Origin of the sequence: Kitasatospora sp. NPDC058046, assembly GCF_042885595.1 — a bacterium.
Classification (GTDB): domain Bacteria; phylum Actinomycetota; class Actinomycetes; order Streptomycetales; family Streptomycetaceae; genus Kitasatospora.
This window is the reverse complement of the sequence record NZ_JBHVRS010000010.1, coordinates 1-21526: the sequence shown is the minus strand read 5'-3', so window position 1 is coordinate 21526 and position 21526 is coordinate 1. Positions and strand designations below refer to the sequence as shown.

Below are 21526 nucleotides of genomic sequence, written 5' to 3'. Positions count from 1 at the left end.
GGGTACCGATAGACACGAGCCAGACACCCCGCGCACCACCCGGAGGCCTCCGCCATGAGCGTGACGAGTCGGTACCTGGACGCCTGGGAGGGGTTCTGGCGCGACGCGCCCGAGGAACCGGGCGGGGTGATCTGGGACGCGGAGCCGGCCCGCAGCGCCGAACGCCACCTCACGCTGCTCCGCCCGCACCTGGCGGACCCCGCGCTGCCCATCGTCGACCTGGGCTGCGGCAACGGCACCCAGACCCGCTTCCTCGCCGAGCGCTTCCCGCTCGCCCTCGGGGTCGACCTGTCCGCCGCCGCGCTGGACCTCGCCCGGCGCTGCGACCCGGCCGGGCGGGCCGAGTTCACCCGGTTGGACGCCACCGACCCCGAGGCCGTCCGGGCGCTCCACCAGCGCCTCGGCGACGCCAACGTGTACGTGCGCGGGGTGATCCACCAGAGCGAGCCGGCGGACCGCCCACGGGTGGTCGAGGCCATTCGCATCCTGCTCGGGGACCGCGGCCGGGCCTTCGTGTTCGAGCTCGCCGAGGCGGCCAAGGGCGTGCTGGGCGAGCTCGTCCACGCCCCGGACGGTCCGCCGCCGAAGCTGCGCCCGGTGTTCTCGCACGGGCTCGCCCCCGCCGAGGTCGCCGACGCGGTCTTCCCGGAGCTGTTCCGCACGGCCGGCCTCGACGTCCTCGCCGCCGGCGAACTGCCGCTGGCCACCACGGAGTCGGCCGCCGACGGCTCCCGGATCGAGCTGCCCGCGCACTGGCTGGTCGCCGGGCCGGGCGGTTCCGCGCCGAACTGAGCCCGGGCCCGGACCGCCGCTTGCCTAGAGCTCGTCGCCCTCGGGTCGGATGCTCAGGTTGTCGCGCAGGACGTTCGCCGGGTCGTACGCCTTCTCCACGACCGCGAGCCGGGCGTAGTCCGAGACCGAACGGCTCGTCCACCAGCACAAGTTGCTCGACCTCATCACGGTCGACAACATCATCGGCATGGACTACTTCCGTGACTCCCCGCCACGGGCTGCCGAGAGCACGTGGGGCCCGCGCATCCGGGGACCGGACGTCCTCCAGGTCCGCGACCGCCGCACCCCGGACGCCTCGGCCCGCTTCGCCCTGGACCACCCCGACCTGGTGGCCACCTTCCGGGCCTGCCTGACCCCCACCGCCCTGGACGACCTCAGCAGTACGGGCCGTGAGGCGGTGTCCGTGCCGGCCTCCGAGGGCCTCGTGCTCGTCACCCGGGGCTGGGCGGTGACGCTCCCGCCCCGCATCCGCCACTGGCCCGTGCCCGACACAGGAGTTTGATACATGGGATCCTCCACGGCCGAGGAGTCGTCCATACCCCCGGAGTCCGGCCCGGCCGCGACCCCGGCCGCCACCCCGGCCCCGGCCAAAGCCCCGGATTCCGTACCGCTGCGCCGGCACCGGCCGCTTCTGCTGCTGGTCACGGAGCAGATGACCAGCTCGGTGGGGCGTCAGGTCACCGCGCTGGCGCTGCCGCTGCTGGCCATCGCCCACCTGCACGCCGGCCCGCTCGGCGCCTCGGCGCTGATGGCGATGACCTACCTGCCCGGCGTCCTGCTCAGCCCGCTGATCGGCGTGGCCGTCGACCGGGCCCGGCTGCGGCGGATGCTGGTAGCGGTGTCCTGGCTGCAGGTCCCCGCCATCGGCAGCGTGCCGCTCGCCGCCGCGCTGGACGGCCTGACCTGGCCACACCTGTTCGCCGCGGCCGCCGCCTCCGGGGCGCTGAACTCCGCGCAGGGCGTCGCGCTGCAGTCCTGTCTGCCCCGCGTGGTGCCCCCGGACCGCCTGCTGCCGGCCAACTCCTCGCTCACCGGGGCCCGGACCATCGGCCTGATCGGCGGGCCGGCGCTCGGCGGCATCCTGATCGGCCTGATCGACCCGGCCCCGGCGCTGCTGGTCGAGTGCGCCGCCTACCTCGTCGGCGGGGCCCTGTTCCTCGCCCTGCCGGCCGCGCTGAACCGGTCCGCGCAGGAGGCGGGCAGCGGCGCGCGCTCCCGCCTCGACGCCCTGCGGGAGGGCCTCGCGGTCATCCGGCGCGAGACCCTGCTGCGCCGCCAGGCGCTGGCCGCGGCCGGGCTCAACCTCGGCGGCGGGGCCGGCGGCGGCCTGTTCGTCCTGTACGCCGACCGGGAGCTGCAGCTGCCCCCGTGGCAGCTCGGCACGGTCTACGCCGCGTACGCCGTCGGCATGGGCACCGGCGTGCTGGTCGCGACCTCGGTGACCCGGGCGCTGGGCATGGCCCGGGCCATCCGGCTGTGCGCCGTGGGCGCGGGCGCCGCCCTCTTCCTCATCCCGGCGGCCTCCCTGGGGCTGTCCTTCGCCGTGCTGGTCCTGTACCAGCTGCTGTTCGGACTGATGGCCACCATCTGGTCGATCGCCATGACCACCGGGCGCCAACTCGTCACCCCCGCCCACCTGCTGGGCCGCGTCAACGCCTTCCTCCAGGCCGTGCTGACCGCCACCCTGCCCGTCGGCGCCTTCCTCGGCGGGTGGCTCGCCTCCCGGGTCGGCATCGTGCCGGTACTGGTCGGCGCGGCGGCCGTCGCCCTCGCGGGCGCGAGCAGCCTCTGGTTCCCGCGCGACATGCTCGCGGAGATCGAGCGGGCGGCGGAGCGGAAGAGCGTCCCGGAGACGCCCTGAGGCCCGCCCCGGAGAGGCCCTGACGCCCGCCCCCCCCGGGGCGCCGGGGCCGTCCGGCTACGCCGTCCCGCCGTCCGTCCGCACCTCGGGGCGTCCAGGCTCGGCCCAGAGGGTGTGGAAGCTGCCCGGGCGGTCGGTGCGGCGGTAGGTGTGGGCGCCGAAGAAGTCGCGCTGCCCCTGGATCAGCGCGGCGGGCAGGTGCGGGCTGCGCAGGGTGTCGTAGGAGGCGAGCGCGGCGGAGAAGGCCGGCACCGGGATGCCGTGCTGGGCCGCGCCGGCCACCACCGTGCGCCAGGCCGCCTGGGCGTCGGAGACCTCGGCCGCGAACTCCTCCTCGGCGAGCAGGCTGACCAGGTCGGGGTTGGCCGCGTGGGCGGCACGGATCCGGTCGAGGAACGCGGCGCGGATGATGCACCCGCCGCGCCAGATCCTCGCCACCGCCCCCAGGTCGATGTCCCAGCCGTACTCGGCCGCGGCGTCACGGATCATCGTCCAGCCCTGGTCGTAGGCGATGACCTTGGACGCGTAGAGGGCCTGCTCGACGTCCCGGGTGAAGCGCTCGGCCTCGTGCGGGCGCAACTCCTGCCGGCCGCCCCCGGGCAGCGGCCGGTAGGCCGCCCGCAGCTCGGCCCGGGCGGAGGCGACCCGGGCGAAGGTGGCCTGGGCGATGGCGGTGACCGGGGAGCCGAGGTCGAGGGCGGTCTGGACGGTCCAGCGCCCGGTGCCCTTCTGCTCCGCGGCGTCCTGGACGACGTCGACGAAGGGCTCGCCGGTGGCGGCGTCGGTGTGGGCGAGCACCTCGGCGGTGATCTCGATCAGGTAGGAGTCGAGCCGCCCCTCGTTCCAGCGCCGGAAGGTCTCGGCGATCTCGGCGGGGGCGTACCCGCCGACCTCCCGCAGCAGGTGGTAGGCCTCGGCGATGAGCTGCATGTCGGCGTACTCGATGCCGTTGTGCACCATCTTCACGAAGTGGCCGGCCCCGTCGGTGCCGATGTGGGTGCAGCACGGGTCGCCGTCCACGTGGGCGCTGATCCGCTCCAGCATCGGGCCGAGGACGGCGTAGGACTCGGCGGAGCCGCCGGGCATCACCGAGGGGCCGTGCAGCGCGCCCTCCTCCCCGCCGGAGACGCCGGTCCCGACGAAGTGGATGCCGCGCTCGCGCAGCGCCCGCTCCCGGCGGCGGGTGTCGGCGAAGTGGGCGTTGCCACCGTCGATGAGCAGGTCGCCCGCCTCCAGCAGCGGGGCGAACTCCTCGATGACCTCGTCGGTGGCCCGGCCGGCCTTCACCATGATCAGCAGCCGGCGGGGGCGCTCCAGTGCGGCCACCAGCTCCTGCGGGGACCACGCCGGGACGAACGCGCCCTCGTGGCCGAACTCCTCGACCAGGGACTTGGTCCGGCCCTCGCTCCGGTTGTGCACCGCGACCGTGTAGCCGTTGCGGGCGAAGTTCCGCGCCAGGTTGCGGCCCATCACCGCGAGCCCCGTCACGCCGATCTGTGCCGATGCCTCCATGGCGGGTGCTTCCTTCCTCGGGGAGTCCCCCGGCGGGGCTCGCGGGCCTGCGCCGCGGGTTCCCGGGGCGGCCGTGCCCGCCCGCCGACGCGCGCCGCGGACCCGGCCCGGCGCCACGGGCGGTCGGACTACATGCTCACCGGCCGCACCCGCCCGCCGCGCGGGGGACTCCCCCGTTCAGGTGCCCCGACCCGGCGCCCGAACCTTCCGCGACAAGCTCTACCGCACCGCCTCGACCGCTTCCGGCTCGGCCTGCGGCCGGTGCCCGGGCAGCTGCCCGGTCGGCAGGTCCCGGTGGCGGCGGATCGGGGAGCAGTAGAGGAAGAGGGCCGCCGCCGGTACGCCCGCGGTCAGGATCCACAGGGCCGGGCGCAGGCCGAGCCAGGTGCCGAGCGCGCCCCCGAGCAGGGCGCCCAGCGGCATCGTCCCGTAGTTGAGGAACGCGGAGCTCGCCACGAGCCGGCCGAGCACGGCGCTCGGGACGTAGCTCTGGACGAACCCGGACTTGATGACGTTGCCCGCCACGATGCCGATCGCCACCCCGCTGTAGGCGAGGACGATCATCAGCAGGCCCCACCCGGGGCCGGCCAGCGGGATGAGCAGGGCCAGCGCCGGCAGCACCAGCTCGAACACCAGCAGGGCGCGTCCGCTGCCCAGCCTGGCGCTGACCCGGCGCACGACGAACGCCCCCAGCACACCGCCGATTCCGCTGACCATCGCGAGGCTGCCGATCTCGCCGGAGGACAGGCCGACCTCACGGACCAGGAAGACGACCATGAGCGACTGGTACCCGGTCAGGGCGAGGTTGGACGCCGCTCCGAAGAGCGCCAGGCTCCGCAGGAAGGGGTCGCCGAAGAGCAGTCCCAGCCCCTCCCGGATCTCCTTGGCCATGGCGCCGCGCGGCCGTTGGACCCGCTCGGGTGCGGACTCCCGGTGCCGGATGGCGACCAGGCAGAGGGTCGCCAGCAGGAAGGTCGTCGTGTTGACCAGCATCCCGTTGGCGGCGCCCGCGAGTTGGATGAGCAGGCCGCCGCAGCCGAGCCCGGCGATCTGCGCCGCGGAGGCGCTGCCCTGGAGCTTGGCGTTGCCCTCGGCCTGGTCCTCCGGTTTCACCAGGTCCGGCAGGTAGGCGGTGTACGCGGTCTGGAAGAACACCGTGGCGGCGCCCGCGAGCAGGGCCACGAGCAGCAGTTGGGTCACCCCCAGCACTCCGGCCCACGCCGCGACCGGGACGCTGGCGAAGAGCGCGAAGCAGATGACGTTGGCCCAGAACATCACCTGCCTGCGCCGCAGCCGGTCCACCCAGACGCCCACCGGAAGGCCGATGACCAGCCACGGCACCCAGGGCGCCGCGCTCAGCAGGCTGACCTCGAAGGTGTCGGCGTGCAGGGTCGACACGGCGATCAGCGGAACGGCGAGGACCGTGACCGACTGGCCGAAGCGCCCCGCCGTCTCGCCTGACCAGAGGAGCCGGAAGTCCCGGTGGCGGCGGAGCAAGCCGCCACGTGTGCCGTTGCCCATTGAACGCTCCGATCTGTCGCGGTAGGAAATCCGAACTGCCCGGAGCCGCCCACTGGTTGCGTCCCCTCCGGCACCCCGCGGCCGACGCCGGCGCGGGGAGCAGGACCGCCGCGCGGCCCGTACGCCGGTCGGCGCACGGGCCGCCGGCCCCACCGGCTAGGACCGGTCGCGCCCGCCGGCCAGCCAGGCGGCGAGAACGGGGCCGATCTGGGCGAGCTGATCGGGCCTCGTCATTTCACCATGCCGCCCGGTCACCCGGTGCACCTCGATCCGACCGGTGACGTGGGCCCGCCAGTCCTCCGGCCGCACCGGGGGGCGCGGCTCCTCCCTGGTCGCCTCGAAGAACAGCACATCGCCCCTGAACGTACGGGACTTGAAGGAGTCCAGCACCGCGATGTTCGCGAGGAAGACCCTGGCCATCGCCTCCACCGCGGCGTCGCCGAGCAGGGCGAACGGACCGTCCGCGGCCCGCGCGGACTCCGGGTCGTGGCCGAGCGACTCCAGGAGCGCCCCGACGGCCTCCGCACCGGTCAACTCCCGGGCCGGTTCGGTCGATCCGCCGCCGCCCCCGCTCGGGAAGCTGTCCATCAGGGTGAGTGCCTCGACCTCCTCGCCCTCCTCCTGGAGCCGGACGGCGAGTTCGTGCGCCACGACCCCGCCGAACGACCACCCCAGCAGCGCGTACGGACCCTGCGGCTGGACGGAGCGGATCAGCGCCAGGTAGTCGTCGACCATGGCGTCGAGGCCGGCCGGAACGGCCTCGGGGGCCAGCAGGCCGCGGGCCTGGAGACCGTACAGGGCACGGCCGCCGTCGAGGTGGCGGAGCAGGCCCGAGTAGACCCAGCTGACGCCGGCCGCGGGGTGCACGCAGAACAGCGGCCGGGCCGCCGGGCCGCTGCTCCTGCGCAACGGCAGCAGGGTGGCGAGCGCGCCGTCCCCGTCCCCCGCGTCGTCCAAGCGGCCGGCGAGCGCGGCGACGGTGGGGGCGTCGAAGACGTCCCGGATGCCGATCTCGGCGCCGAGGGCGGTGCGGATCCGGCCGATCAGCCGGGCCGCGAGCAGCGAGTGCCCGCCCAGGAGGAAGAAGTCGTCGTCGATGCCCACCGACGGCACCCCGAGGACCTCGGCGAAGACCGCGCACAGGATCTCCTCCTGCGCCGAACGCGCGGCCCGTCCGCCGCCTCCCGCACCGGCGACCGGCGCCGGCAGCGCCCGCTGGTCCAGCTTGCCGTGCGAGGTCATCGGCAGGTCCGCCAGCACCACGACCGCCGACGGCAGCATGTGCCGTGGCAGACGGCCCGCGGCGAAGCGCTGCAACTCCTCCGGGTCGGCCGCCCGGTCGGCGACCGGCACCACGTAGCCCACCAGGCGCTTCTCCCCCGGCTGGTCCTCGCGCACCACCACGGCGGCCTGCGCCACCGCCTCGTGCGCCATCAGCACCGCGGCGACCTCGCCCGGCTCGATCCGGAAGCCCCGGATCTTCACCTGGTCGTCCGCACGCCCCACGTACTCCAGGGCGCCGTCGGCACGCCACCGCACGAGGTCGCCGGTGCGGTACATCCGCTCGCCCGCCGCACCGAACGGATCCGCCACGAAGCGCTCGGCCGTCAGACCCGGCCGGCCCAGGTAGCCGCGGGCGAGGCTCTCCCCGGCGATGTACAGCTCGCCGGGAACGCCCGGCGGGACCACCCGCAGTCGGTCGTCCAGGACGTAGAGCCGGGTGTTGCGGATCGGCCGGCCGATGACCGGCCGCTCGTACTCGCCGATCACGGCGTTCGTGCTGTACACGGTGCACTCGGTGGGACCGTACTGGTTGTTGGCGGTGACCCCGGCCCGCCGCAGAACATCCCAGAGCGCCTCGTCGACGGCCTCACCGCCGACGTCCACGATCCGCGGGCGGGAGGCGCGCTGCTCGGAGAGCATCCCCAGCTCGACCAGCTGCCGGCAGTAGGTCGGGGTCGTCTCCAGGTAGTCGATCCGCTCGCCGTCGATGTAGTCGACCAGGAGCTCCGGCGTCCGGCGCGTCTCGTCGTCCACCAGGTGCAGCTCGTGGCCGTCCAGCAGCCAGAAGAGCAGCAGCCAACTGGCGTCGAAGGTCGTCGCCCCGATCATGGCGGCCCGCAGGGGACGGCCGGCCGAGGCGATGTCGGCCCGGTAGACGTCCTCCCGGTGGCTGTGGACCAGGTTGGCGAGGGAGCGGTGCTCGACGAGCACGCCCTTCGGCGTCCCCGTCGACCCGGAGGTGAAGATGGCGTACACGGCGTGCCCGGGACGCAGGGGCGCGAGCCGGTCGGCGTCCGACACGTCGGCCTCGGACCGGCGGGCCAGCTCGGCGCCCAGCGACGGCTCCGCCAGGTCCAGCAGGTGCGGCACCCGCCCGGCCAGACCGGCGAAACGCTCGGCGGTGTCCCCGCCGGTGATCACCAGGCCGGGGCGGCAGTTGTCGAGCATGTACCCGACCCGCTCGACCGGGTACTCCGGGTCGACCGGGACGTAGCAGGCCCCGGCCTTCAGGATCGCCAGCAGCGAGACGACCAGGTCCGTGCCCCGCGGGAGCAGGACGGCCACGGACTGCTCCGGCCCCACCCCGCGGTCGATCAGCAGCCGCGCCAGGCGGTTCGCCCGAGCGTTGAGTTGACGGAACGTCAGACTCCCGCCCTGGAAGACGAGCGCGGTCGCGTCCGGCGTCCGCCGGACGTGCCCCTCGAAGACCTCCGGGACCAGCCCGGTGTCCGCCGGGACGCGCGTGGTGTCGTTCCACTCGACGAGGATCTGCCGGCGCTCGGCCGGGCTCAGGATGTCGACCGCCTCGATCGACTGGTCCGGGTCCGCGACCAGGGCGGTCAGCAGCCGGAGCAGGCGGTCCGCCAGCAGGGCCATGGTGTCCCGGTCGAAGAGCTCGGTGGCGTAGTGGAGAACGGCGAGGATGCCGGAGGGGGCGCCGGCGGCGTCGCGGCTCTCGACGCAGGTGAGGTTGAGGTCGAACTTGACGGGCGGCATGCCGAAGGACTCCGGCTGGGCGGTGAGGCCCGGGAGTTGAAGGGTGCCCTCGTCGTTGTTCTGCAGCACCAGCATCACCTGGAACAGCGGATGCACGGAGCTGGAGCGAACGGGGTTCAGCTCCTCGACGAGCCGCTCGAACGGCAGGTCCTGGTGGGTGAACGCCGCCAGGTCGGTGTCCCGGATCCGACCCAGCAGGTCGCCGAAGCTGGGGGCGTCCGAGAGGTCCGTCCGCAGGACCAGGGTGTTGACGAAGAACCCGACCAGGTCGTCCAGCGCCTGGTCCGAGCGTCCGGCGACGACGGTGCCGATGGGGATGTCCGTGCCGGCGCCCAGGCGGGACAGCAGAGCCGCCAGAGCCGCGTGCAGGACCATGAACAGCGTCACGCCGTGCCGACGCGCCAAGGCGTCCAGTTCGGCGTGCAGCTCGGGGCCGACGTGGAACTGCAGCAGGTCGCCCTCGTGCGAGGCGGTGGCGGGGCGGGGCCGGTCGAAGGGCAGAGCCACCTCCTGCGGCGAACCCCTCAGTGCTTCGGACCAGTAGGCGAGTTGCTGGTCCATGGTGTCGCCGAGCTCGTTGTGCTGCCAGAGGGTGTAGTCCGCGTACTGGACGGCCAGCGGCTCCCAGTCGGGGACGAGGCCGGCCAGGCGGGCCCGGTAGGCCGAGGCGATGCCCTGCCAGAGCGGACCGGAGGACCAGCCGTCACTGGCGATGTGGTGCAGGGTCAGGACCAGGACGGACTCGGTCGCGCCGAGGGTGAACAGGGCCACCCGCAGAGGGAGTTCGGCGGAGAGGTCGAAGGTGGTGAAGGCCTCGGCCTCGATCCGCCCCGCGGCCTCGTCGGCCGTGCACGGCTCGACCCTGAAGGGCACCTGGACGTCCTGGGCGGGCAGGACCAGCTGGCGGGGCTGGCCGTCGACCGCCGGGTAGACCGTCCGCAGCGCCTCGTGCCGGCCGACCACGTCACCGATCGCCCCGCGCAGGGCCTCGACGTCCACCGAACCGTGCAGGCGGAACGCGAACGGGCTGTTGTAGGTGGCGGAGGCGCCTTCGAGCTGGTCGAGGAACCACAGCCGCTGCTGGGCGAACGACAGCGGCAGCACCTCCGGACGCTCACCCGCCACCAGCGCGGGACGGGCCGGGCGGCCCTCCTTCAGTTTCTCCATCACCCCGACGACGGTCGGGTTCCGGAAGAGGTCGCGGATGCCGAGCTCAGCGTTGAGGGTCGTGCGGATCCGGCTGATCAGTCGGGTCGCGAGGAGCGAATGGCCGCCCAGGGCGAAGAAGTTGTCATCGATGCCTACCGATGGAACCCCGAGGACCTCGGCGAAGAACGCGCACAGGATCTCCTCCTGCGCCGTCCTCGGACCACGATGCCCCTGCACCTCCACAGCCTCGACCGCGCCGGCCCGGGCCCGCTCCGCCCGGCTGAGGAAGTACCGCTCCTGCTCGGGAGAGTCGAACACCTCCCAGCCGGACACCGGAACCTCCGGATCCCCGACCGCCACCCCGAGCAGCCGGATCAGGCGGTCCGCCAGCAGGGTCATGGTGTCGCGGTCGAAGAGGTCGGTGGCGTAGTGGAGAACAGCGAGGATGCCGGAGGGCGCGTTGGCGGCGTCGCGGTTCTCGACGCAGGTGAGGTTGAGGTCGAACTTCGCGGGGGGCGTCCCGAAGGACTCGGGCTGGGCGGTGAGGCCCGGGAGTTGGAGGGTGCCCTCGTCGTTGTTCTGCAGGACCAGGAGCACCTGGAATAGCGGGTGCCGGCCCAGCGAACGCACCGGGTTCAACTCCTCGACCAGGCGCTCGAACGGCAGGTCCTGGTGGGTGAACGCCGCCAGGTCGGCGTCCCGGACCCGGTCCAGCAGTTCGCCGAAGGTCGGCTCCGCCGAAACGTCGGTCCGCAGCACCAGGGTGTTCACGAAGAACCCGACGAGGTCGTCCAGGGCCTCGTCCGAACGTCCGGCGACGACCGTGCCGATGGGGATGTCCGTGCCGGCGCCCAAGCGGGACAGCAGAGCCGCCAGAGCCGCGTGCAGGACCATGAACAGCGTCACGCCGTGCCGACGCGCCAAGGCGTCCAGTTCGGCGTGCAGGCCGGGGTCGACGTGGAACTCCAGCAGCTCACCCTCGTGCGAGGCGGTGGCGGGGCGGGGCCGGTCGAAGGGCAGAGCCACCTCCTGCGGCGCATCCCTCAACGCCTCGGACCAGTACGCGAGTTGCTGGTCCATGGTCGCGCCGAGCTCGTTGTGCTGCCAGAGCGTGTAGTCCGCGTACTGGACGGCCAGCGGCTCCCACTGCGGGACGAGACCGGCCAGACGGGACCGGTAAGCCGAGGCAATACCCGACCAGAGCGGGCCCGAGGACCACCCGTCACTGGCGATGTGGTGGAGGGTCAGGACGAGGACGGATTCCCCTTCAGTGGCAGTGAACAGCACCACCCGCAAGGGAAGTTCGGTCGAGAGCTTGAAGGTGGTGAAGGCCTCGGCCTCGATCCGCTCGGCCAGCTCGTCGGCCGTGCACGGCTCGAGCCTGAACGGCACCTGGACGTCCTGGGCGGGCAGCACCAGCTGGCGGGGCTGGCCGTCTATCGCGGGGTAGATCGTCCGCAGGGCCTCATGGCGGCCGACCACGTCACCGATCGCCCCTCGCAGGGCCTCGACGTCCACCGCGCCGCGCAGGCGGAACGCGAACGGGCTGTTGTAGGTGGCAGAGGCGCCTTCCAGCTGGTCGAGGAACCACAGCCGCTGCTGGGCGAACGACAGCGGCAGCACCTCCGGCCGCTCCCCCGCCACCAGCGCCGGCCGCGCCGGCCGCCCCTCCTTCAGCTTCTCCATCACCCCGACGACGGTCGGGTTACGGAACAGGTCACGGATGCCCAGCTCTGCGTTCAACGTGGTACGAATCCGGCTGATCAGGCGCGTCGCCAGGAGCGAATGGCCGCCCAGAGCGAAGAAGTTGTCGTCGATACCCACCGACGGAACCCCGAGGACCTCGGCGAAGAACGCGCACAGGATCTCCTCCTGCGCCGTCCTCGGACCACGATGCCCCTGCACCTCCACAGCCTCGACCGCACCGGCCCGGGCCCGCTCCGCCCGGCTGAGGAAGTACCGCTCCTGCTCGGGAGAGTCGAAGACCTCCCAGCCGGACACCGGAACCTCCGGATCCCCGACCGCCACCCCGAGCAAGCGCACCAACCGCTCCGCCAGCAGACCCGCAGTCCCCTGGTCGAACAGATCGGTCGCGTACTGCAGAACGGCAGTGATACCGGCAGGCGCGTTGGCGGCGTCACGGTTCTCGACGCAGGTGAGGTTGAGGTCGAACTTCGCGGGCGGCGTCCCGAAGGACTCGGGCTGAGCGGTGAGGCCCGGGAGTTGGAGCGTGCCCTCGTCGTTGTTCTGCAGAACGAGCATCACTTGGAACAGCGGGTGCCGGCCCAGCGAACGCACCGGGTTCAACTCCTCCACCAGGCGCTCGAACGGCAGGTCCTGGTGCGTGAACGCCGCCAGGTCCGCATCCCGGACCCGGCCCAGCAACTCACCGAAGGTCGGCTCACCCGACACATCCGTCCGCAGGACCAGGGTGTTCACGAAGAACCCGACCAGCTCATCCAAGGCCTCATCCGAACGCCCGGCCACCACCGTGCCGATCGGGAGGTCCGTCCCCGCACCCAGGCGCGACAGCAGAGCCGCCAGGCCCGCGTGCAGAACCATGAACAGCGTCACGCCGTGCCGACGCGCCAACGCGTCCAACTCCGCGTGCAGCTCCGGGCCGACATGGAACTCCAGCAGCTCACCCTCATGCGACGCGGCGGCAGGACGGGATCGGTCGAAGGGCAGGGCCACCTCCTGCGGCAGCTCTCCCAGCGCGTTACGCCAGTACTTCAACTGCTCGTCGAGGATCTCGCCCAGCTGGTTGTGCTGCCAGAGCGTGTAGTCCGCGTACTGGACGGCCAGCGGCTCCCACTGCGGGACCAGGCCGGCCAGACGGGCACGGTAAGCCGAGGCGATGCCCGACCAGAGCGGGCCCGAGGACCAACCGTCACTGGCGATGTGGTGGAGGGTCAGGACGAGGACGGACTCGGTCGTGCCGAGGGTGAACAGGGCTACCCGCAGCGGAAGTTCAGCGGAGAGGCTGAAGGTGGCGAAGGCCTCGGCCTCGATCCGCCCGGCCACCTCCTCGGCCGTGCACGGCTCGACCCTGAACGGCACCTCGACCTCACCGGCCGGCAGCACCAGCTGGCGGGGCTGGCCGTCGACCGCCGGGTAGATCGTCCGCAGGGCCTCGTGGCGGCCGACCACGTCGCCGATCGCCCCTCGCAGGGCCTCGACGTCCACCGCGCCGTGCAGCCGGAACGCGAACGGGCTGTTGTAGGTCGCGGAAGCGCCTTCCAGCTGATCCAGGAACCACAGCCGCTGCTGCGCGAACGACAGCGGCAGCACCTCCGGCCGCTCACCCGCCACCAACGCCGGACGCGCCGGACGGCCCTCCTTCAGCTTCTCCATCACCCCGACCACCGTCGGGTTACGGAACAGGTCGCGGATGCCCAGCTCGGCGTTCAACGTGGTACGAATCCGGCTGATCAGGCGCGTCGCCAGGAGCGAATGCCCGCCCAGGGCAAAGAAGTTGTCATCGATACCCACCGACGGAACCCCGAGGACCTCGGCGAAGAACGCGCACAGGATCTCCTCCTGCGCCGTCCTCGGACCACGATGCCCCTGCACCTCCACAGCCTCGACCGCACCGGCCCGCGCCCGCTCCGCCCGACTGAGGAAGTACCGCTCCTGCTCAGGCGAGTCGAACACCTCCCAGCCGGACACCGGAACCTCCGGATCCCCGACCGCCACCCCGAGCAAGCGCACCAACCGCTCCGCCACCAGACCCGCGGTCCCCTGGTCGAACAGATCGGTCGCGTACTGCAGGACCACCGTGATACCGGCAGGCGCATTGGCGGCGTCACGGTTCTCGACGCACGTCAGGTTGAGGTCGAACTTCGCGGGCGGCGTCCCGAACGACTCCGTACTCACCACGACATCCGGGAGCTGGAGGCTGCCCTCCTCGTTGTTCTGCAGGACCAGCATCACTTGGAACAGCGGGTGCCGGCCCAGCGAACGCACCGGGTTCAACTCCTCCACCAGGCGCTCGAACGGCAGGTCCTGGTGCGTGAACGCCGCCAGGTCCGCATCCCGGACCCGCCCCAGCAACTCACCGAAGGTCGGCTCACCCGACACATCCGTCCGCAGGACCAGGGTGTTCACGAAGAACCCGACCAGCTCATCCAAGGCCTCATCCGAACGCCCGGCCACCACCGTGCCGATCGGGAGGTCCGTCCCCGCACCCAGGCGCGACAGCAGAGCCGCCAAGCCCGCGTGCAGGACCATGAACAGCGTCACGCCGTGCCGACGCGCCAACGCATCCAACTCCGCGTGCAGCTCGGGGCCGACATGGAACTCCAACAGCTCGCCCTCGTGCGACGCGGAAGCGGGTCGAGGCCGGTCGAAGGGCAGGGCCACCTCCTGCGGCGCGTCCCTCAACGCCTCGGACCAGTAGGCGAGTTGCTGGTCGAGAGCCTCCCCGAGCTGGTTGTGCTGCCAGAGGGTGTAGTCCGCGTACTGGACGGCCAGCGGCTCCCACTCCGGGGCGGCTCCGGCCAGCCGGGCCCGGTAGGCCGACGTGACCCCCTGCCAGAGCGGGCCGGAGGACCAGCCGTCGCTGGCGATGTGGTGCAGGGTCAGCACCAGGACCGACTCGTCCTCGCCAAGCGCGAACAGCACGACCCGCAAGGGAAGTTCGACGGAGAGGTCGAAGACGGCGAAGGCCTCGGCCTCGATTCGCCCCGCCACCTCCGAAGCCGCGCACGGCTCGACCCTGAACGGCACCTCGACCTCACCGGCCGGCAGCACCAGCTGACGGGGCTGGCCGTCGACCGCCGGGTAGACCGTCCGCAGCGCCTCATGCCGCCCGACCACATCGCCGATCGCCCCACGCAGCGCCTCCACGTCCACCGCGCCGTGCAGGCGGAACGCGAACGGGCTGTTGTACGTGGCGGAAGCGCCCTCCAGCTGATCCAGGAACCACAGCCGCTGCTGGGCGAACGACAGCGGCAGCACCTCCGGACGCTCACCCACCACCAACGCCGGCCGCGCCGGCCGCCCCTCCTTCAGCTTCTCGGCGACGCCGACGACCGTGGAGGCGTCGAACAGGTCGCGGATGCCGAGTTCGGCGCCGAAGGTGCTGCGGATGCGGCTGATCAGCCGGGCCGCGAGGAGCGAATGGCCGCCCAGGGCGAAGAAGTCGTCGTCGATCCCCACCGACGGCAGGCCCAGCACCTCCGCGAACACCACGCACAGGATCTCCTCCTGCGCGGAACGCGGCGCCCGACCGCTCGGCTCGACAGCGGCGGCGGCAGGCGCGGGCAGCGCGCGCTGGTCCAGCTTGCCGTTCGGCGTGATCGGCAGCGCCTCCAGCACCACCACCGCCGACGGCACCATGTGACGCGGCAGCCGCCCCGCGGCGAAACGCCGCAGCTCGTCGGGATCGACCTCCCGGCCCGCGACCGGCACCACGTAGCCGACCAGGCGTTTGTCGCCCGGCCGGTCCTCGCGTGCCACGACCGCGGCCTGCGCCACCGCCTCGTGCGCCAGCAGGACCGCCGCGACCTCACCCGGCTCGACCCGGAAACCCCGGATCTTCACCTGGTCGTCCGCACGCCCCACATACTCCAGCACCCCGTCCGCACGCCAACGACCCAAGTCGCCCGTCCGGTACATCCGTTCACCCGCCACACCCAGCGGATTCGCCACAAACCGCTCCGCCGTCAGACCCGCCCGACCCACATACCCGTGCGCCAGACCGGCCCCCGCCGCATACACCTCACCCACCACACCCGCCGGCACCGGACGCAACCACTCGTCCAACACGAACACCCGCTTGTTGCCCACCGGACGACCGATCGGCAACGACGACGACCCCAGATCCGCATCGGTCACCGCGTGGCACGTCGTGAAGCCCATACTCTCCGCCGGACCGTACCCGTTGCCCACCCGCAACCCCGGAAACAGACCCAGCACCTTCGCCACATGCGCCACCGAACCGGCCTCACCACCCGTGAACGCCGTCCGCACCCCCGCAAACGCCCCCGGATGCTCATCCACCAGGAAATTGAACAGACTCGCCGACAACTGGAGCATCGTCACACCATGCTCCACCACCAACTTCTCGATCACCGCCGGCTGCGGATTCTGCCCCGGCTGCAACACACACACCGCACCATGCAACAGGGCACCGAACAACTCCAGCGCGAACCCGTCCCACGACACCGGCGAGCACTGCAGAAACACCTCACCCGGACCGAACTCGCAATACTCCTGCCCCAGATACGTCCCCACCAACGCCCGATGCGGCGCCACCACACCCTTCGGCCGACCCGTCGAACCCGACGTGAACATCACACACGCCACATCCTCCGGACCCACCACCACCGACGGCACCACCCCGACACCCGCCGCCGGCTCCCACTCCTCATCCACCCACACCACACACTCCGCGAGCCCCTCCACCGACCCCCGAAGCCCGGAACTCGACACCACCAGACCCACACCCGCCTCGGCCACCACCAACGCCGACCGCTCCCGCGGGAACTCCGGATCCAACAGCGTGTAACCACCACCCGCCTTCAACACACCCAACAACGCCACCACGAGATCCGCCCCACGCCCCAGGCAGACCCCCACCAACCCGCCCCGCTCCAGACCGGACTCCACCAACCGCGCGGCCATCCGATCCGACAGAACATCCAACTCCCCATACGACAACCGGCGATCACCATCCACCACCGCCACCGCACCCGGAGCCCGCACCACCTGCTCCCCGAACAACCCCGACACCGTCCCCGACGGCACCGGACCCCCACCACCACCCCACCCCGACACAACCAACTCACGCTCGCCACCCACCAACACCTCAACCGACCCGACCAACTGCTCCGGATCCGCGACCATGGCGGTCAACAGCGAACCGAGACGGCGGCCCAGCACCTCCACCGTGCCGTGGTCGAAGAGGTCCGCGGCGTACTGCAGCTCCACCTGGATCCCACCGGGCGTGCCATCGGCAGCCCAGGCCTCGGTGAAGGCGAAGTTGAGGTCGAACCGGGCCGGCGCCGTGTCGAAGGTCTCCGATTCCAGGGTGATGCCCGGGAGTTGGAGGCTGACCGCGCTGTTGTTCTGCAGGACCAGCATCACCTGGAACAACGGGTGCACCGAGGCGGAGCGGACGGGGTTCAGCTCCTCCACCAGGCGCTCGAACGGCAGGTCCTGGTGGGTGAACGCCGCCAGATCCGTGTCCCGGACCCGCCCCAGCAACTCACCGAAGGTCGGCGCACCCGACACATCCGTCCGCAGCACCAGCGTGTTCACGAAGAACCCGACCAACTCGTCCAAGGCCTCGTCCGAACGCCCCGCCACCACCGTGCCGATGGGGATGTCCGTCCCCGCGCCCAGGCGCGACAAGAGGGCCGCCAGGCCCGCGTGCAGCACCATGAACAGCGTCACGCCATGCCGACGCGCCAGGCCCTCCAACTCCGCGTGCAGCCCGGCATCCAGCCCGAACTCCACCAGACCACCCGCACGCGAAGCCACCCCCGACCGCGGCCGATCCAACGGCAGCGCCACCTCCTGCGGCGCATCCCGCAACACCCCCGACCAGTAGGCAAGTTGCTGATCCAGGACCCCACCCAACAGACCCTGCTGCCACAGCGTGTAATCCGCGTACTGCACCGGCAACGGCGACCACTCCGGAGCAACCCCCGCCAACCGAGCCCGGTACGCCGACGCCACCCCCTCCCACAACGGCTCCATCGACCAACCGTCACTCGCGATGTGGTGCAAGGTCACCACCAGCACCGACTCGCCCTCGCCGAGCCGGAACAACACCACCCGTACGGGCACATCGGTGGACAGGTCGAACGGGGTGAACGCGGCCCCGCGCACCGCCTCGTCCAGCGCGTCGCTCCCGCACTCCACGACCGTGAAGGGCACCTGGACGTCCTGGGCGGGCAGGACCAGCTGGCGCGGCTGGCCGTCGATCGCCGGGTAGACCGTCCGCAGCGCCTCGTGCCGGCCGACCACGTCACCGATCGCCGCACGGAGCGCCTCGACGTCCACCGAGCCGTGGAGACGGAACGCGAACGGGCTGTTGTACGTCGCGGAAGCGCCCTCCAACTGGTCGAGGAACCACAGCCGCTGCTGCGCGAACGACAGCGGCAGCACCTCCGGCCGCTCCCCCGCCACCAACGCCGGCCGCGCCGGCCGCCCCTCCTTCAGCTTCTCGGCGACGCCGACGACCGTGGAGGCGTCGAACAGGTCGCGGATGCCGAGTTCGGCGCCGAAGGTACTGCGGATCCGGCTGATCAGCCGGGCCGCGAGGAGCGAGTGCCCGCCCAGCGCGAAGAAATCGTCGTCGATCCCCACCGACGGCAGGCCCAGCAGCTCCGCGAAGATGCCGCAGAGCAGTTCCTCCTGCACCGAGCGCGGTGCGCGTCCGCCCGGCTCGACGGCGGTGGCGGCAGGTGCGGGCAGTGCGCGCTGGTCCAGCTTGCCGTTCGGCGTGATCGGCAACGCCTCCAGCACCACCACCGCCGACGGCACCATGTGACGCGGCAGCCGCTTGACCAGGAAGTGACGCAGTTCCGCCGCGTCCACGTTCCGACCGTTCACCGGGACGACGTAGCCGACCAGGCGCTTGTCGCCCGGTCGGTCCTCGCGTGCCACGACCGCGGCCTGCGCCACCGCCTCGTGCGCCAACAGCACCGCCGCGACCTCACCCGGCTCGACCCGGAAACCCCGGATCTTCACCTGGTCGTCCGCACGCCCCACATACTCCAGCACCCCGTCCGCACGCCAACGACCCAAGTCGCCCGTCCGGTACATCCGTTCACCCGCCACACCCAGCGGATTCGCCACAAACCGCTCCGCCGTCAGACCCGCCCGACCCACATACCCGTGCGCCAGACCGGCCCCCGCCGCATACACCTCACCCACCACACCCGCCGGCACCGGACGCAACCACTCGTCCAACACGAACACCCGCTTGTTGCCCACCGGACGCCCGATCGGCAACGACGACGACCCCAGATCCTCCTCGGTCACCGCGTGGCACGTCGTGAAGCCCATACTCTCCGCCGGCCCGTACCCGTTGCCCACCCGCAACCCCGGGAACAAGCCCAGCACCTTCGCCACATGCGCCACCGAACCGGCCTCACCACCCGTGAACGCCGTCCGAACCCCCGCAAAAGCCCCCGGATGCTCATCCACCAGGAAATTGAACAGACTCGCCGACAACTGGAGCATCGTCACACCATGCTCCACCACCAACTTCTCGATCACCGCCGGCTGCGGATTCTGCCCCGGCTGCAACACACACACCGCACCATGCAACAACGCGCCGAACAACTCCAGCGCGAACCCGTCCCACGACACCGGCGAGCACTGAAGAAACACCTCACCCGGACCGAACTCGCAATACTCCTGCCCCAGATACGTTCCCACCAACGCCCGATGCGGCGCCACCACACCCTTCGGCCGACCCGTCGAACCCGACGTGAACATCACACACGCCACATCCTCCGGACCCACCACCACCGACGGCACCACCCCGCCCGCCGCCGGCTCCCACTCCTCATCCACCCACACCACACACTCCGCGAGCCCCTCCACCGACCCCCGAAGCCCCGAACTCGACACCACCAGACCCACACCCGCCTCGGCCACCACCAAAGCCGACCGCTCCCGCGGGAACTCCGGATCCAACAGCGTGTAACCACCACCCGCCTTCAACACACCCAACAACGCCACCACAAGATCCGCACCACGCCCCAGGCAGACCCCCACCAACCCGCCCCGCTCCAGACCGGACTCCACCAACCGCGCGGCCATCCGATCCGACAGAACATCCAACTCCCCGTACGACAACCGGCGATCACCATCCACCACCGCCACCGCACCCGGAGCCCGCACCACCTGCTCCCCGAACAACCCCGACACCGTCCCCGCCGGCACCGGACCCCCACCACCACCCCACCCCGACACGACCAACTCACGCTCGCCACCCACCAACACCTCAACCGACCCGACCAACTGCTCCGGATCCGCGACCATCGCGGCCAGCACCCGGCGCAGGCGCTCCGCGAAGGTGGTGACGGTGCCGTGGTCGAAGAGGTCGGCGGCGTAGCGCAGTTCGGCCCGGATGCCGGCCGGCCTGTTGGCGGCGTCATGGTGCTCGGAGAAGCTCAGGTTGAGGTCGAACCGGGCCGGGGCAGCCACAGAGCACTCCGGCTCCACGACCAGGCCCGGGAGTCGGAGACTGCACTCGCTGTTGTTCTGCAGGACCAGCATCACCTGGAACAACGGGTGCACCGACGCGGAGCGGACGGGGTTCAGCTCCTCCACCAGGCGCTCGAACGGCAGGTCCTGGTGGGTGAACGCCGCCAGATCCGTATCCCGGACCCGGCCCAGCAACTCACCGAAGGTCGGCGCACCCGACACATCCGTCCGCAGCACCAGCGTGTTCACGAAGAACCCGACCAGCTTGTCCAAGGCCTCATCCGAACGCCCCGCCACCACCGTGCCGATGGGGATGTCCGTCCCCGCGCCCAACCGCGACAAGAGGGCCGCCAGGCCCGCGTGCAGCACCATGAACAGCGTCACGCCATGCCGACGCGCCAACCCCTCCAACTCCGCGTGCAGCCCGGCATCCAGCCCGAACTCCACCAGACCACCCGCACGCGAACCCACCCCCGACCGCGGCCGATCCAACGGCAGCGCCACCTCCTGCGGCGCATCCCGCAACACCCCTGACCAGTAGGCGAGTTGCTGATCCAGGACCCCACCCAACAGACCCTGCTGCCACAGCGTGTAATCCGCGTACTGCACCGGCAACGGCGACCACTCCGGAGCAACCCCCGCCAACCGGGCCCGATACGCCGACGCCACCCCCTCCCACAACGGCTCCATCGACCAACCGTCACTCGCGATGTGGTGCAAGGTCACCACCAGCACCGACTCGCCCTCGGCGACCGTGAACAACACCACCCGCAACGGCAGCCCGGTGGACAGGTTGAACGCGGCGAGGGCCTCGGCGGAGATCCGCTCCGCCAGCTCCTCCGCCGTGCACGGCTCGGCCCTGAACGGCACCTCGACGTCCCCGACGGGCAGCACCACCTGGCGGGGCTGCCCGTCGACCGCCGGATAGACCGTCCGCAGCGCCTCGTGCCGCCCGACCACGTCACCGATCGCCCCGCGCAGCGCCTCCACGTCCACCGCCCCGTGCAGCCGGAACACGAACGGGCTGTTGTACGTGGCGGACGCACCCTCCAACTGGTCGAGGAACCACAGCCGCTGCTGCGCGAACGACAGCGGCAGCACCTCCGGACGCTCACCCGCCACCAGCGCCGGCCGCGCCGGACGCCCCTCCTTCAGCTTCTCCGCCACCCGGGCCACGGTCGGGTTCCGGAACAGGTCCCGGATGCCGAGCTCCGCGCCGAGCGTGCTGCGGATGCGGCTGATCAGCCGGGTCGCGATGACCGAATGGCCGCCCAGGGCGAAGAAGTTGTCATCGACTCCCACCGACGGCAGCCCGAGGACCTCGGCGAAGAGGCCGCACAGGAGCTGTTCCTGCGCCGACTCGGGAGCGCGACCGCCCTCGGCCGTGTCCTTCTGCCCGGTCGTCGGTTCCATCTGCTGAGCCATGACATCCATACCTTTCTTCGTGGGATCGTTCTGGTCATTCGTAAGATCAGGGCACCCAGGGATGCCGGGTGTGGCTGTCATGTCATTGCCGCGTCCGTG

Annotated in this window: 7 protein-coding genes; 3 read left to right on the top strand and 4 right to left on the bottom strand. The window is 71.7% G+C overall.

The genetic code is table 11. From position 1 onward, the window contains the following. Positions 1-54: 54 nt before the first annotated feature. A complete protein-coding gene (locus tag ACFVU7_RS21065) occupies positions 55-792 on the top strand; it encodes a class I SAM-dependent methyltransferase (protein WP_387826219.1) in 738 nt (245 codons plus the stop codon). A gap of 24 nt (positions 793-816) precedes the next feature. On the opposite strand, the gene ACFVU7_RS21060 is transcribed toward ACFVU7_RS21065, so the two are convergent. Beyond that, complete coding sequence (locus tag ACFVU7_RS21060) at positions 817-957, bottom strand: BBE domain-containing protein (protein WP_387826217.1); 141 nt, start codon at positions 955-957, stop codon at positions 817-819. On the opposite strand from ACFVU7_RS21060, the gene ACFVU7_RS21055 reads away from it, so the two are divergent. Together ACFVU7_RS21055 and ACFVU7_RS21050 are read left to right on the top strand one after the other, a co-directional pair. Further along, a complete protein-coding gene (locus ACFVU7_RS21055; protein WP_387826214.1) occupies positions 944-1294 on the top strand; it encodes a DUF5825 family protein in 351 nt (116 codons plus the stop codon). The genes ACFVU7_RS21060 and ACFVU7_RS21055 overlap by 14 nt on opposite strands. Positions 1295-1297: 3 nt before the next feature. Beyond that, entirely contained in the window at positions 1298-2653 is a 1356-nt protein-coding gene (locus ACFVU7_RS21050) for an MFS transporter (protein WP_387826211.1), read from the top strand. Positions 2654-2710: 57 nt separating this feature from the next. Here ACFVU7_RS21050 and gndA read toward each other — a convergent pair whose 3' ends face one another. The 3 genes from gndA to ACFVU7_RS21035 form a co-directional block, all read right to left on the bottom strand. Next, complete coding sequence (gene gndA / locus ACFVU7_RS21045) at positions 2711-4165, bottom strand: NADP-dependent phosphogluconate dehydrogenase (RefSeq protein ID WP_388046416.1); 1455 nt, start codon at positions 4163-4165, stop codon at positions 2711-2713. A gap of 219 nt (positions 4166-4384) precedes the next feature. Continuing rightward, entirely contained in the window at positions 4385-5686 is a 1302-nt protein-coding gene (locus tag ACFVU7_RS21040; protein ID WP_117492923.1) for an MFS transporter, read from the bottom strand. A gap of 156 nt (positions 5687-5842) precedes the next feature. Continuing rightward, the gene (locus tag ACFVU7_RS21035) at positions 5843-21427 is read right to left on the bottom strand and encodes an amino acid adenylation domain-containing protein (protein WP_388046414.1); all 15585 of its coding nucleotides are present in this window, start codon (positions 21425-21427) and stop codon (positions 5843-5845) included. Between the last annotated feature and the right edge of the window lie 99 nt (positions 21428-21526).